Raw genomic sequence first — 15305 nt, 5'->3', positions numbered from 1 at the left:
ATGTATATTCTATACAAGCTGTTCTAACGATTTAGCCGTTATCACATCTTATTGAATTGAGTTTCAACTAAAATCTTGGGGAAAAAAACCGATTATCGTCGGAGCATCGCTCCATCCTCCTATCGCCTATTTTCCCTGTGATTTTCACGTTGTCACATCTTATTCATCTTCGTCATCATCGAAGCCCGCTAACAAATCGTTGACTTTTACGATGCTTTCTGCAGCACGGCTCTTGTAGTCCGCATCTGCACCTGTAAGGCTTGCATTGATAAATTCAATCACCATTGGAAGATTCATCCCTGCGTAGAGTTCAATGTCGCGACCTTCCATGATCAAACGGCTTACCACGTTACATGGTGTACCACCGAGAAGGTCCGCAAAGACTAGGAAATCATCCAATCCTTCGATAGCAGCTTCAAATTTTGCAGTAAATTCTTCTGGACCATCTTCTGGAAGAAGAGCCACTGCATGAATGTTGTCCTGTGGACCCATGATCATTTCTGTGCTACCTTTAAGTTCTTCACAGAAACGACCATGACTCACCAAAATTAATGATTTACTCATAAATTATGCGCCCATTCCAAGCAAGAATTTACCGATGAATGAAAGACCTACTGCAAGAACGATAATGATACCGATCGCTTTAGTAGAGTTCATACCTTTCTTACCAAGCAACCAGAAGATAAAGGCAGTAAAGATTGCTGGGAGCAAACGTGGGAAGATTGAGTTCAAGATGTCTTGGAAGTCAATCATCTTTTCACCGATTGGCAATTTGTAAGAAATGTCAAAGTTGATCATTGTTGCTACAAGAGCACCCATCATGAAGACACCAAGTACAGATGCAGCGTCAATCAAAGCTGTCAAGGTACTTTGCATGTTGTTGATAAGGTTAACCCCTTCTTTATAGGCAAATTCCAATTGTTTCCAACGGAAGATGTCATAAGCAACTGCAACTGCGATCCAAAGGAAGATACCCCATGGTTGGCCAGCGATAGCCATAGTTGCTGCGATAGATCCCATGATAGCAGGTACAAGTGAACCAAAGATTGTATCTCCAAGAGGAGCAAATGGTCCCATCAAACCTGTCTTGATACCGTTAACGGCATCTTTTGAACCCACACCATCTTTTTCTTCCATGGCAAGGTCAAAACCAGCGATAATTGTGTGGAAGAATGGTGAAGTATTGAAGAATTGAGTATGAACTTTCATCATTTCTTTCAATTCAGGAGTTCCATCCCCATACATTTTACGCAATTGAGGCAAGATCATGTAAAGGTAACCAGAAGCTTGCATACGTTCGTAGTTCCAACCTAATTGGAAAGTAAACAAGCTACGTTTGTTGATTTGATTAAAATCTTCTTTTGTAAGTTTGTAATTAGAATTCGTCATCTTCGATTTCCCCACTTTCTGATGGTGTAGAAGGTGCTGCTACAGCTACTTTTTGGCTGTTCTTAAAGTGAACAACTGCAAGGAAGATACCTACGATAGAAATACCAATCATAGACAAACCTTTGAAGTTATTCGCAAAAGCAATTTTTTCAGCAACATCTTTAGGTAGAGTACCAAGGATACCCGCAACAGCTCCACCAAGACCTGTTACATATGAGTAAAGAACAGTCAACATAGCTGTCAAACCGAATCCCATTGCAAGGTAGTGAAGGTTACGTTTAACTGGAAGGTAACGAAGCAAGATTGCAAATCCGAGACCTGGAAGCATACGACCTGCAAGTGTCAAACCGTCTGCAACCCATTGGTATTCTTTAACAAGGTCTACTACTGATTGTACGAAAGCACCACCAAAAGCAAGAGCGAAGAATACTGGAAGGGCACGAGAAAGAGCCCATGGAAGCGCACCAAGTAGGTAGTTGCGTTCGATACCTTTGTAGTCAAAGCGTTCGATTGCAGCATCAATACGGTGTGCAAAGAAAGTAGTTGTCATACGTCCAAGAACGTCGAAGTATGTCAAAAGTGCTGCTACTGGTACAGCGATTGTTGTAATCGCAAGGTCTGTATCAATACCTTGAGAGATAGAGAATGCTGTTGCAAGAACCGCACCAGAAGTTGCGTCAATACGAGAAGCACCACCGAAGGTACCAACACCGAGAACGAACAACTGCAAGCTACCACCGATAAACAAACCAGTTGTCACATCTCCCATGATCAAACCAGTAATGAAACCAGCGAATACAGGGGAACCTGCAGATGAAACGATTGTCAACTCATCACAGATTTGATAAGCTGAGTACAAAGTGAGAAGTAAAATTTGCCACCATTGTATCATAACAATGACCTCCTAAAAATTTTTTCCTATTTTAATAAGCTCAAAAAGTCTGAAACTGGATCATTTGGAACCATTTGAGCAGTGAGTTTAACACCTTTTTCTGCAAGTTTGTGGAAGTCTTCCACATCCTTATCTACCACGTTGATAGAACGTGTGATAGAGCGAGTTTCTGGTGTTTGAGACATATTGCCGACGTTGAGTGTTTCAAGCGGTACACCTGCTTCGACCAAACCAAGGAAACGGTCTGGTTTACGTGCAACGATAAAGAGACGTTGGCTATCGTATTTACCAGCAAGGATATTTGCTGCTGCTTTCTCAATTGGCAAGATACTAAGTTTCACACCTGGTGGTGTCGCAAGTTTCAAGCCGCTCTTTTCAATATCGTTGTTAACGACTTCATCGTCTACAACCATAATGCGCGAAACATTTAGTTTTCCAGCCCAAAGATTGGCTACTTGACCGTGGATCAAACGTCCATCGATACGGCATCCTACAATTGTCATAAATTTTCCCCCTTTATGTGTTTTAGTGTAGGTTTACGAGTTAAATGAATCTCTTCTTTATATTCACCCTCAGTTTCAAAGATGATGATGCGGTTATCACCTTGCTTGAGGTAGCTATGAGGGATATAAAGTGAGAGGGTCGGGCCGACATTCCAGAAACGTCCTAGGTGACGCCCGTTGACAAAGGCAACTCCCTTACCAAACTCAGACAAGTCTAAGTAGGTATCCTTCGGCTCTTCGACCGTAAAGTCGAAAGCGTAAAAGGCTGGTTGTCCTTCTGTCCATCCTTTTGAAAAATCAATTTTCTCAGGATTATCCAGTGGCAGTGGATATTGTTTCCAATTCAGTAAGAAATGTAGATCCTTGCAGACACCTGTTCGAATTCCTTTACGCTGCGTATCTGCCAAGAACTTATGCCCGTAGTTGACACGCCCCATATTTTCGATCAAGATGTCAATCTCTGAAAAGCCTTCTCGGTTGCCTTGACAGTAGATATCTTCACCAATCTCTGTCTGGTATTGAGTAGCAATCCATTGACTATCTACATAGAGTTGAGCTCGGTCACGTCCATCGATGATACGTAGACGTTCCTCTTCTGCATCCCAACTTGCTTCGGTACGATAGAGAAGGTAGCCATAACTTTGACCAAGTTCTTCCATCGCTTTTGGATAGAGGCTTTCAGTAGGACTAGAGAGACTATCCAGGGTTTCAAACAAGGAAACTTTTTCGACTAGTGGAATGGATTCCATTTCCATGCTTTCCTTATAGAGTGGTTCCAACTGTGGATACTCTGGGAAGTGTGTTGCCATCATCTTCTTGACTGCCAGGTATTTAGCAGTTGGATTTCCTTCTTCATCGAGAAGGGCATCATAGTCGTAAGATGTAACTTGTGGCAAATCCAGAGTTCCTCGAGCCGAGCAACCATTCATGAAACCAAAGTTTGTGCCACCATGGAACATGTAAAGGTTGATAGAGCCTTGCTCCAATACCTCTCGAACAGCTTCTGCCAATTCTTTGGGATCACGTGTGATGATGGGTTCTTTCCAACGGTTGAACCAACCATCCCAGAATTCCATACACATGAGGGGCCATTTTTTGCCATACTCATCAAAGAATTCTTGCATCTGTGAAAAGTTGTACGGAGCTTTAGAACCGAAGTTCCCTGTCACAAAGAGGTCGTCTTCGATCAAGGTTCCGGCTTTCAGAGTAGCCCTCCATGGACCATCTGAAGTAAAGAGTGGGCAATCAATCCCTCGGTCTTTCATCAATTTTCGAATCGCTCTCAGATAAGACTTATCTTCTCCATAAGAGCCATATTCATTTTCGACTTGCATCATGAGAATGTTTCCGCCATTATCCAACAAGCGAGGTACAAGCCTTGGCAATAATTGGTCATAATAGCGAGCAACAGCCTCGATGTAGGCCGGGTCAGACGAGCGAATTCGCATGTCCTTGGTCAAGAGCCAAGCCGGCAAGCCACCAAATTCCCATTCCGCACAGATAAATGGAGACGGGCGTACAATGGCATAGAGACCCAAATCTTGTGCAATTTGAAGAAATCTCTCCAAATTTCTGGCACCTTCAAAATCAAACTCCCCTTCAACAGGTTCGTGTAAATTCCAAGCCACATAAGTCTCGACTGTATTAAAGCCAAGCGCCTTTAAGTTATAGAGGGAATGATACCAATCCTCTGCTGGAATCCTAAAATAATGAATGGCGCCGGACAAAATCTTGAACGGTTTTTCGTCTAAATAGAAATCGTCCTCAATTTTAAATCTTGTCATGTTATTACCTCTGACGAATTAAGTTTGCGCTTTCATTTATTATAATATTAACTATAATCAAATCTTTTGCATTTGTCAATAGGTTTTAGAAAATTCTTTAAAATTTTTCTATTTTTTTACTTCTTTTTTACCAAAATTGTCTAAAAATAGCATGAAATGAGGGCTTTTGCACGACCTCTGTTTTGATGGTGCTTTTATATATGTGCAAAATAATATTTTTAATGTATTATGTTATTTTTTCATCTAAATGCTACTATTTTCTTTGTGTTTGTGGTAAAATCAAAGAAGGAGAAAGAAAAAAATTGAGGTGCAATTATGGCTATTCCAAAATACCAATATATTAAAGACGAACTCAAGAATAAAATCATCTCAGGTCAATTTGCGAGTGGAGACAAGTTTTATACTGAAGCAGAGTTGATCGCCATGTATGATGTCAGTTCTATCACAGTTGTTCGTGCCTTGAACGACCTTGCCAAAGATGGCTATATTGTCCGCCAACAAGGAAAAGGAACTTTTGTTTCACGCGCTCGTAAGCACAAACTCGTTGAGTTTTCAGACGTAGAAATTTTTGAAACAAAAGACGATAAGGTAACTGTCCTTTCTATCGAACGTGGAAATAAGCTTGAATATTTGGAAAAACTTGGTTTGCGTGGAGACCAGTTCTACTACAAGATCGAACGGACACGTCAAACTAACGGTGTGACCTATATCTACCACACTTCTTATATTCCCGAACAATATATCAATGCCAACTATCCAAATCTTGACTATTATAGTTCTATCTATAAACGTTTTAAATTGGATTACCGCATTCACATGACTGATGAGCATTTTGAGGAAATCAACGAAATCGCGTTCCCAACACCCGAGCATGCTGCTTCTACGTTGGGAATTGATACACAATTTCCAACTGTCTTCCAAACAAAGACTACAAAACTTGAAGCCACTGGCCAAGTCCTTGCCTATAGTGAAACTTATAAGCGAGCTGACTACTACAAAATCAAATTCATCTCGTGTGATCGAGGTCATTAAGAAAAAGCTTGAGCCTAGCTCAGGCTTTTTCTATGTTCATTATAGCATGCACCATTTAGTATGAACATATGACGAAGGGTAATTCTTTAATTAGTAGTGCTTTTACTAAAAACAAGTTAAATATTGGCTAGATTTTCCTTGTTTTTAGTTTTTTTACAATTTTTTCCTAAATCTTATGATTTCCTCCATTTATTATAGTTCTTTCATAAAGCCACTTGACTTTTTATATCTTAGATAATAAAATAAAAACAGTTTTATGTAAACGCTATCATACAATATAATAACAGGGAGGTTTTATCATGAAACTAGAAAAGAAACAGCGCTTCTCCATTCGTAAGTACGCTATTGGAGCAGCTTCTGTACTCATAGGATTTGCTTTTGGTACCCAAGTCGTGTCTGCCAACAGCGTCACTCCAACACCAGAAAATCCAAGCGCAGCTCAAACTGCTCAGGAACAGCCACAGACTGCTGAAACATCGACTGAAAGCAAGCTTGAAGAAACAGTCGAGACAAAGGAAGCCTCAGCCACACTCGCTCCAACAGTCAAAAAAACTGAATCCCCAGCAGTTGCAGAGAAAGTTGACGAGACTCCAGTCACTGAAAAAGCTACTCCTGTTTCAGAAGAAAACTCAGAACCAGTAAAAACCGACGAAGACAAGAGAAATGAAGCCGTCACACCTGCAGTAGCCACTCCTAGCACGGAACGTGCAGCTCAGGTAAATGAAAAACTGGCAAAAAGAAAAATGATCTCAATCGACGCTGGACGCAAGTACTTCTCTCCAGACCAACTCAAAGAAATCATCGACAAAGCCAAACACTACGGTTATACTGATCTTCATTTACTAGTTGGAAATGACGGCATGCGTTTTATGTTGGACGACATGACGATCACAGCCAATGGCAAAACCTATGCAAGTGACGATGTCAAACGTGCACTCGAAAACGGAACCGATGCCTACTACAAGGATCCGAACGGCAACCATTTGACAGAAAGTCAGATGACGGACTTGATCAACTATGCTAAAAATAAAGGTATTGGTCTCATCCCAACTGTAAACAGCCCTGGTCATATGGATGCGATTTTGCATGCCATGAAAGAACTAGGCATCCAAAAACCGAACTTCAACTACTTTGGTAAGGAATCTGCTCGTACCGTTGACCTTGATAACAAGGAGGCTGTTGCATTTACCAAAGCTCTGATCGACAAGTATGCTGCTTACTTCGCTGGCAAATCTGACATCTTCAACATCGGGCTAGACGAGTACGCCAATGATGCTACAGATGCTAAAGGCTGGAGCGTTCTTCAGGCTGATAAATACTATCCAAATGAAGGATACCCTGTAGGAGGATATGAAAAATTTATCGCCTACGCCAATGACCTTGCTCGTATCGTTAAATCTCACGGACTCAAACCGATGGCCTTCAACGATGGTATCTACTACAATAGTGATACTAGCTTTGGAACCTTTGACAAAGACATCATCGTTTCAATGTGGACTGGTGGATGGGGCGGATACGACGTCGCTTCTTCTAAACTTCTAGTTGAAAAAGGCCACCAAATCCTTAACACCAACGATGCTTGGTACTACGTCCTCGGACGAAATGCCGATGGTCAAGGCTGGTACAACCTCGACCAAGGACTCAATGGTATCAAGAACACTCCAATCACTTCTGTACCAAAATCTGATGGGGCTACTATCCCATTCATCGGTGGTATGGTAGCTGCTTGGGCGGATACCCCATCTGCACGCTATTCACCATCACGCCTCTTCAAACTCATGCGTAGCTTCGCAAATGCCAATGCTGAATACTTCGCAGCTGACTATGAGTCTGCTGAGCAAGCTCTGAAAGAAGTACCAACAGACCTTAACCGCTATACTGCAGAAAGTGTCGCAGCTGTAAAAGAAGCTGAAAAAACCATTCGCTCACTCGATAGCAACCTCAGCCGTGCTCAACAAGACACCATTGATCAAGCAATCGCAAAACTCCAAGAGGCTGTAAGCAATTTGACCTTCACACCAGAAGCTCAAAAAGAAGAAGACGCGAAACGCGAAGTTGAAAAACTTGCCAAGAACAAGGTAATCTCTATCGATGCCGGACGTAAGTACTTCACGCTCGACCAACTCAAACGCATCGTAGACAAGGCGAGCGAGCTCGGCTACTCTGATGTGCATCTTCTCCTAGGAAATGATGGACTTCGCTTCCTCCTTGATGACATGACCATCACAGCTAACGGAAAAACTTATGCAAGTGACGATGTCAAAAAGGCCATCATCGAAGGAACAAAAGCTTACTACGATGATCCAAACGGAACTACTCTTAGTCAAGCTGAAATCACTGAATTGATCGAGTACGCAAAATCAAAAGGCCTCGGACTCATCCCAGCAATCAACAGCCCAGGTCACATGGATGCCATGCTCGTCGCTATGGAAAAACTTGGAATCAAGAATCCTCAAGCCAACTTTGACAAGGTCTCTAAAACAACCATGGACCTTGAAAACGAAGAGGCGATGAACTTTGTCAAAGCCCTCATCGGCAAGTACATGGACTTCTTTGCAGGCAAGACAAAGATCTTCAACTACGGTACAGACGAATATGCCAATGATGCCACCAACGCTCAAGGCTGGTACTACCTCAAATGGTATGGACTCTATGGCAAATTTGCTGAGTACTCTAACACCCTTGCTGCCATGGCCAAAGAAAGAGGCCTTCAACCAATGGCCTTCAACGATGGTTTCTACTATGAAGACAAGGATGATGTTGAGTTTGACAAGGATGTCATCATCTCTTACTGGTCTAAGGGATGGTGGGGTTACAACCTTGCAACGCCTCAGTACCTGGCAAGCAAAGGCTACAAATTCCTTAACACCAACGGAGACTGGTACTACATTCTCGGCCAAAAACCTGAAGATGGTGGCGGTTTCCTCAAAAAAGCAATTGAAAACACTAAAAAAACACCATTTAACCAGCTTGCATCTACCAAATATCCTGAGGTAGACCTTCCAACAGTTGGAAGCATGCTTGCTATCTGGGCAGACAAACCAAGTGCTGAGTACAAGGAAGAAGAAATCTTTGAACTCATGACTGCCTTTGCAGACCATAACAAAGACTACTTCCGCGCTAACTACAATGCACTCCGTGAGGAACTTGCTCAAATCCCTGCAAACTTGGATGGATACAGCAAGGAAAGCTTGGACGCTCTAAATGTAGCTAAAGAAGCTCTCAACTACAACCTCAACCGTAACAAACAAGCCGAGTTAGACGCTCTCGTAGCCAAACTCAAGGCAGCCCGCCTAGGCCTAAAGCCAGCGGCAACTCACTCAGGAAGCCTCGATGAAAATGAACTAGCTGCCAATGTTGAAAGCAAACCGGAACTCATCACAAGAGCAGAAAAGATTCCATTTGAGGTCATCAAGAAGGAAAATCCGAATCTCCCAGCTGGTCAGAAAAAGATCATCACACCAGGTGTAGAGGGCGAACGCACCCATTACATCTCTGTTCTTACTGAAAATGGGAAACAAACAGAAATAGTTCTAGATAGCCAAGTGACCAAAGAACCTGTGACCCAAGTGGTTGAAATCGGTGCCCCTATTACTCACAAAGGGGATGAACACGGTCTTGCCCCAGCCGCGGAGGCAAAACCTAGACTGGACATCCAAGAGGAAGAGATTCCTTTCACCACCGTGACACGTGAAAATCCACTCTTGCTCAAAGGGAAGACTCAAGTCCTTACCGAAGGTGTTAACGGTCGTCGCAGTCATTACTACTCTGTAAGCACTAGTGCTGACGGTAAGGAAGTGAAAACTCTTGTAGATAGCCTTGTGACTCAAGAAGCAGTGACCCAAGTTATTGAAGTCGGAACCCTTGTAACCCATGTAGGAGACGAACACGGTCTTGCTCCAGCTGCAGAAACAAAACCAAGACTGGATATCCAAGAAGAAGAAATTCCATTCACTACTGTGACACGTGAAAATCCTCAATTGCCAAAAGGACAAACGCAAGTAGTCGTTGCTGGAGTAAATGGTCGCCGTACGATTTTCTACTCTGTTAGCACTACTGCTGATAGCAAGGAAGAAAGAACCCTTGTCAATAGTGCGGTATCGCAGGAAGCGGTCGCTCAGGTTGTCGAAGTCGGAACTGCCGTTGAGAAAGCTGAGCAAGCTGAAGCAACTACTAGCAAAGCAGAAGAAAAACAACTCCCTGCAACAGGAAGCCAAGACTCTGCAGGCTTGGTCGCAGTAGGACTCATGGCCACACTAGCAGCCTACGGGCTCACTAAGAGAAAAGAAGATTAACCCCCTTCGATAAGCATACAAAAAAGCGAGATTGAATCTCGCTTTTTATTGTTAGGATTAATCACCAAGTCCGATACGTTCAAAGATATCATCCACTCGTTTGGTGTAGTATGCTGGGTTGAAGATTTCGTCGATTTCCTCTTGAGTCAGGCGTGAAGTCACTTCTGGATCTGCTTCAAGAAGTGGTTTGAAGTCCACTTGATTGTCCCAAGAATAGGCTGTTTTTGGTTGCACCAAGTCATAGGCTTGCTCACGGGTCATGCCTTTTTCAATCAAGGTCAACATGGCACGTTGGCTAAAGATCAGACCAAAAGTAGAGTTCATGTTGCGGATCATATTTTCTGGGAAGACTGTCAAGTTCTTGACGATATTTCCAAAACGGTTGAGCATGTAGTCGATCAAAATGGTCGTATCTGGTGTTATGATGCGCTCAGCTGATGAGTGAGAGATATCACGTTCGTGCCAGAGAGCGACGTTCTCATAAGCTGTAATCATGTGCCCACGGATGACACGCGCAAGACCTGTCATGTTCTCAGAACCAATAGGGTTGCGTTTGTGAGGCATTGCTGAAGACCCCTTTTGCCCCTTGGCAAAGAACTCTTCCACTTCGCGTTGCTCAGACTTTTGCAGACCACGAATCTCAGTCGCCATACGTTCGATTGAAGTTGCGATGCTAGCAAGAACTGCAAAGTACTCAGCGTGAAGGTCACGAGGAAGCACCTGTGTAGAGATTTCTTGAGCACGGATACCCAACTTGTCGCAGACGTATTGTTCTACAAACGGTGGGATATTGGCAAAGTTACCAACCGCACCAGAAATCTTACCAGCTTCCACACCAGCAGCTGCATGCTCGAAACGCTCGATGTTGCGCTTCATTTCGCTGTACCAAGTCGCCAATTTAAGACCAAAAGTTGTCGGCTCAGCGTGCACACCATGGGTACGACCCATCATGATAGTGAACTTGTGCTCCTTAGCCTTGTCAGCGATGATGTTTGTGAAGTTTTCAAGGTCACGACGGATGATGTCGTTGGCCTGCTTGTAAAGGTAACCATAGGCCGTATCCACCACGTCGGTAGAAGTCAACCCATAGTGAACCCACTTGCGCTCTTCACCAAGCGTCTCAGAAACCGCACGCGTGAAGGCAACCACATCGTGACGCGTCTCCTGCTCAATCTCCAAAATACGGTCGATGTCAAAGTCCGCCTTCTCGCGAATCAAAGCCACATCTTCCTTAGGGATTTCTCCCAACTCAGCCCATGCCTCATCAGCCAAGATTTCCACCTCAAGCCAAGCACGGTATTTATTTTCTTCACTCCAAATATTCGCCATCTCAGGGCGAGAGTAACGGTTGATCATGATTAAGATACCAAGGGCGACTAGAAAGCGACTGAATTTTAGGAAACCAACGACGGACGCTTACGTCCTAGGAGGTTTATCTAAATTCCGAGCTTTCCGCCCGGGTTCAGTTCTGCAAACTAGGTACCCGTTTCCTTTCTTTGTTTACAATCAGGAAGTCCGGAACCCATATTCAGTTTTAGTGAATACGATGCCCTTGTTCCTTTCTATTTTATTCTATCCTAATTGGGCTAAATCCTATACTCATATTCCGTTATGATTTTGAAATTAGAGTATTTCACAATAACCTTGCAAATGTTTATCCAAAGTCCATATCACAATTTTGTGATTTTGGTTACCTCCATCTTTCAACTTAGAAACATATTCATTATAGGAATCTAGAATGAATATATCTCCTATACCTGTACCAGTATATCTCAATTCTTGATATTTTTCTATCACTCTCTCAATATCATCTGCATTAAAATCATATCCATAGAAAAACCATGGGTTAGCACTATTGATAAATAATTTTAAAATTTCAAGAAATCTTTTAGTCGATGTTTCCTTTGCTTGTGGATTCGACTTAATATGATTAATATGATTCCCTGTCTCGACTAATACAGAAATAGGCATAATCACATTTGCCTGTGATTGTGTAGTAAAGTCTGCAAATTCTTTTTGATATTTTTTAGGATCCTCACATTTATCTGGAACTTCTAAAATCTCCAATAAAATACTAGTATCAATAAATCTAGTCTCTTTCATAAGTCTATTCCAAACCTCTCAACCAACTAGGTAACTCAATTTCATATTCTTCTTGCTCTATATACGAAAGCAGTCCATCTTTTGCAACAGCATTACCTATGCCTCCAGTAGCTATTACTTTCTCATAATTTTGTAAATCTACAAATCTTAATATACTACTATTACTAGTATTTTGTTCCCTATATATTATGTTAATCCCCTTATAATCTCTACCTTGTAAGGAATTTAATAAGGTGGTATTATGTGTAGTTAATACCAAAGTAATATTCTTTTTTTGAGCAATTCTTTGTATTTTCTCTAAAAATTTTATTGCCTTACTATGATGAATACCATTGTCAAACTCATCAATTACAATAATAGAATTTTCAGGATATGTTGCAACAGCCGTTGTAATCGCAATAACTGAGATTGTCCCATCAGATAAAGATGTCGCTGGGATTTTAACTTCTTTTCCTTCTATTTGCTCCGTACAAGTAAAAATAACATCACGATAAGGAAGTGGTGTAACAGTAATGGTCAAATCAACAATCTTGTACTCAGGTATCACACTGATAGTATCTAATATACTATCCCATTTTCTTTTACTCATAGTCATCCGGTCTACTATCATAGATGAAGATGGGTTGATTTTACGATAACGTTTAACATCAATGTATAATCTATCTAAAACCGCAGATAGATTCCCGGCATCATAGGTTAATCGTGAATTATCTCTACGTGTATAAGATCTAATCTTATTTGAATCAATATTCAATATGAACATAGATTTTAATACTTCTTTTACAATCTCTATTTCTTTGAATATTGTATTCTCGCTACGTGATATCTCCTTTATTTCATCGAACTCATTAATATTTATTTCTTTCCCTGATTTTTTAGCACTTTCAATAAAATCATAAAAATTATTTAATTGAGTGCTCGTATCAATACGATTCCGATCTAATTGTGATAAGATTGAACGACTTCTATCCATCATCATTCTAGGATTTTTCCCGCGTTTTTTATTATCATATTCTACATTAATATCTGCAATACTATTTTTACTTTTGATTGTTTTAAATATGAGAGATTTATCCTCATGCTTTTTCATGTGCAACTCAAAGAGAGACTCTTCATCTACAAAAACTCTATCACTATTTTCGACTTTAAATTTAATAAAATACTCTAATACACTCCCATTTTCTTTTTCTATTGTACACCCAAGACCAAATGTTTTCTTATTACCTCTTAAACAGCCTTGCGCTCCTCCCCTAATAGGTAAGGCCACTGTACTTGTATTGTTTAAAATATTTGTAATTAATATATCTCTACTAACCATAGATAATATTGAAAGCGCTTCAATAACATTGGATTTACCCGAAGCATTTAAACCAATAATAGTTGTCAATTCTTCAACAAAAAAATTGCTCCTTCCATCAAAACTTTTAAAATTTTCTAATATTAACGTTTTTAATTTTGCAGACATTATGTATTCCTTTCAAAAAAAACAACTCAAACAGCATAAAATCTTTTATTAAGTTGTTATAAAAATTACTTTTCTGAATTTTGTCTTACTCCCCAAACTCATCCACACTATCTGGTTCATCACTAAACAAAGTCACATGCCCCATCTTGCGGTTGTGCTTCGCTTCTATTTTACCATACATGTGGAGGTGGGCGCTTGGATTTTCTGTGACATATTTTTCAGCAGCCTCGACGTGCTGACCGAGAACATTGAGCATAACAGCGGGCGCTTGGAGTTTGATAGCTGGCAATGGTGCTCCGAGAACACCGAGAATATGGGTGTCAAACTGGGAGAAGTCGCAGGCTTCAATGGAGTAGTGGCCAGAATTGTGTGGACGTGGCGCAATTTCATTGACGATGATGTCATCAGCGGTCGCAAACATTTCCACACAAAGAGTTCCAGACAAGTTCAGTTGCTCTGCGATTCGTACTGCCATGACTTTGGCTTTGGCTGCTAGACTTTCTGAAACGCGAGCAGGGACAATGGTTTTCGAAAGAATGTTGTTGCGGTGGATATTTTCCTGAACCGGGAAAACTGTCACGTCCTTGCCATTTCCTGACACAATGACAGAAATTTCAAGGTCGAAATTGACGAATTCTTCTAAAACGCAATCTGCTGAATCCGCTAGTGCATAAGCTTCTTCTAAATCTGCTTCTGAGCGAATAACCTTTTGTCCATGCCCATCATAGCCACCAGTCGCAGTCTTGAGAACATAGTTTTTCGATAGGTCAATATCTGCCAAGTCTTGGCTTGAGGTCACGACCTTGTAAGGTGCCACAGTGACTTGTGCCTTGTTTGAGAGAAAATCCTTTTCAAAGATGCGATTTTGAGAAATGCGGAGTAGGTCTGTCCCTTGAGGGAGCTGACCATTCTTGATAACAGCATCAAGACCATCAGCATCGACATTTTCAAACTCATAGGTCAGAACATCGCATCGCTCAGCTAACTGACGAAGGGCATCCACATCGTTATAAGGAGCCACGATGATTTCTGCCACACGAGAAGCTGGGCAATCCGCCGCAGGATCCAGCGCGATGACCTTGTGCCCCATGTAGATAGCAGAAATGGCCATCATCTGCCCTAGCTGACCGCCACCGATAATTCCGATTGTTTTAGATGAGCTCATTGGTAGACTCCTCTGCGATTTTTCCTTGCTCTTCTGCGAAATCTGCTAAAGCTGTCGCGATAGCCTGATCTTCTACTGAAAGGAGACGGAGTGCAAAGAGGGCCGCATTGGTCGCACCTGCTTCACCAATGGCCATGGTTGCGACTGGTACCCCACCTGGCATCTGAACGATAGAGTAGAGTGAATCCACGCCACTAAGAGCGCGCGATTTGACAGGTACACCGATGACAGGAAGGGTTGTTTTAGCAGCAACCATACCTGGTAAATGGGCTGCGCCACCAGCACCCGCGATAATGACCTTAATACCACGACTACGTGCTTCCTCCGCATGTCTAAACATGAGGTCTGGTGTACGGTGGGCAGAGACAACCTTCTTTTCGTAGACTACACCGAAGCGGTCTAGGACTTCTGCTGTTTTTTGCATGGTTGCCCAGTCGGATTTTGAGCCCATGATGATGGAAATTACTGGTTTCATTTCTTCTCCTTTTTCTTCCTTTCAACAATCACCTTAGGTTGTGAGGGACGGCAGCAGCCACCAAAGTTGTCTCATGCCTAAATCGGAAGCCCAAGGTCTTCCGATTTCCCTGAACGATTGGCTTATAATCCAATCGTTCTTTCACAACGGCGGTGATTGCTCTATATCAGCTCGCTAATGCTCGCAAATCAAACGACCATTA

The 15305-nt window shown here is 42.0% G+C and carries 13 protein-coding genes; 2 read left to right on the top strand and 11 right to left on the bottom strand.

Translation table 11 applies throughout. The features are described from left to right. Positions 1–159: 159 nt before the first annotated feature. Genes HT680_RS07980 through HT680_RS07960 form a run of 5 tightly spaced genes read right to left on the bottom strand, consistent with a single transcriptional unit; the run spans position 160 to position 4568 of the window. The gene (locus tag HT680_RS07980; protein ID WP_000045700.1) at positions 160–564 is read right to left on the bottom strand and encodes a PTS sugar transporter subunit IIA; all 405 of its coding nucleotides are present in this window, start codon (positions 562–564) and stop codon (positions 160–162) included. A 3-nt stretch (positions 565–567) separates the two neighbouring features. Then, positions 568–1389 (bottom strand): PTS system mannose/fructose/sorbose family transporter subunit IID, encoded by an 822-nt coding sequence (locus tag HT680_RS07975; RefSeq protein ID WP_000185284.1) that lies wholly within the window; start codon positions 1387–1389, stop codon positions 568–570. Next, entirely contained in the window at positions 1376–2281 is a 906-nt protein-coding gene (locus HT680_RS07970) for a PTS mannose/fructose/sorbose/N-acetylgalactosamine transporter subunit IIC (protein WP_173259528.1), read from the bottom strand. The genes HT680_RS07975 and HT680_RS07970 overlap by 14 nt, the downstream gene beginning before the upstream one ends. A 26-nt stretch (positions 2282–2307) precedes the next feature. Beyond that, complete coding sequence (locus HT680_RS07965) at positions 2308–2784, bottom strand: PTS system mannose/fructose/N-acetylgalactosamine-transporter subunit IIB (protein ID WP_000156959.1); 477 nt, start codon at positions 2782–2784, stop codon at positions 2308–2310. Continuing rightward, positions 2781–4568, bottom strand: a complete 1788-nt coding sequence (locus tag HT680_RS07960; protein WP_173259525.1) for a beta-galactosidase family protein — start codon at positions 4566–4568, stop codon at positions 2781–2783. The genes HT680_RS07965 and HT680_RS07960 overlap by 4 nt, the downstream gene beginning before the upstream one ends. 315 nt (positions 4569–4883) lie before the next feature. Between HT680_RS07960 and HT680_RS07955 the strand changes: the two genes are divergently transcribed. After that, entirely contained in the window at positions 4884–5600 is a 717-nt protein-coding gene (locus tag HT680_RS07955) for a GntR family transcriptional regulator (protein WP_001007187.1), read from the top strand. A 299-nt stretch (positions 5601–5899) separates the two neighbouring features. Further along, positions 5900–9895 carry an LPXTG-anchored beta-N-acetylhexosaminidase StrH gene (gene strH, locus HT680_RS07950; RefSeq protein WP_173259523.1) on the top strand — a complete coding sequence of 1332 codons (3996 nt, stop codon included), beginning with the start codon at positions 5900–5902 and terminating at the stop codon, positions 9893–9895. A gap of 57 nt (positions 9896–9952) precedes the next feature. Here the strand turns inward: strH and purB are convergent, their stop codons facing one another. The 6 genes from purB to HT680_RS09280 all read right to left on the bottom strand — a co-directional run bounded on the left by purB (position 9953) and on the right by HT680_RS09280 (position 15248). After that, entirely contained in the window at positions 9953–11251 is a 1299-nt protein-coding gene (gene purB, locus HT680_RS07945; protein WP_173259521.1) for an adenylosuccinate lyase, read from the bottom strand. Between the two features lie 267 nt (positions 11252–11518). Continuing rightward, the gene (locus HT680_RS07940) at positions 11519–11998 is read right to left on the bottom strand and encodes a hypothetical protein (protein ID WP_173259519.1); all 480 of its coding nucleotides are present in this window, start codon (positions 11996–11998) and stop codon (positions 11519–11521) included. Between the two features lie 4 nt (positions 11999–12002). Next, positions 12003–13463, bottom strand: coding sequence for an ATP-binding protein (locus HT680_RS07935; RefSeq protein WP_173259516.1), 1461 nt, complete (start codon positions 13461–13463; stop codon positions 12003–12005). Positions 13464–13548: 85 nt separating this feature from the next. Continuing rightward, on the bottom strand, positions 13549–14628 hold the full coding sequence (gene purK, locus HT680_RS07930) for a 5-(carboxyamino)imidazole ribonucleotide synthase (RefSeq protein WP_173259514.1): 1080 nt from the start codon (positions 14626–14628) through the stop codon (positions 13549–13551). After that, entirely contained in the window at positions 14615–15103 is a 489-nt protein-coding gene (gene purE / locus HT680_RS07925) for a 5-(carboxyamino)imidazole ribonucleotide mutase (protein WP_000805610.1), read from the bottom strand. The genes purK and purE overlap by 14 nt, the downstream gene beginning before the upstream one ends. Before the next feature lie 28 nt (positions 15104–15131). Continuing rightward, positions 15132–15248 carry a phosphoribosylaminoimidazole carboxylase gene (locus HT680_RS09280; protein WP_326845923.1) on the bottom strand — a complete coding sequence of 39 codons (117 nt, stop codon included), beginning with the start codon at positions 15246–15248 and terminating at the stop codon, positions 15132–15134. Positions 15249–15305 lie beyond the last annotated feature (57 nt).

The sequence above is a fragment of the Streptococcus sp. 5905 genome (assembly GCF_013276505.1).
Taxonomy (GTDB): Bacteria; Bacillota; Bacilli; order Lactobacillales; family Streptococcaceae; genus Streptococcus.
The sequence above is the reverse complement of the archived record's forward strand: the minus strand, read 5'-3'. Positions and strand labels throughout refer to the sequence as shown.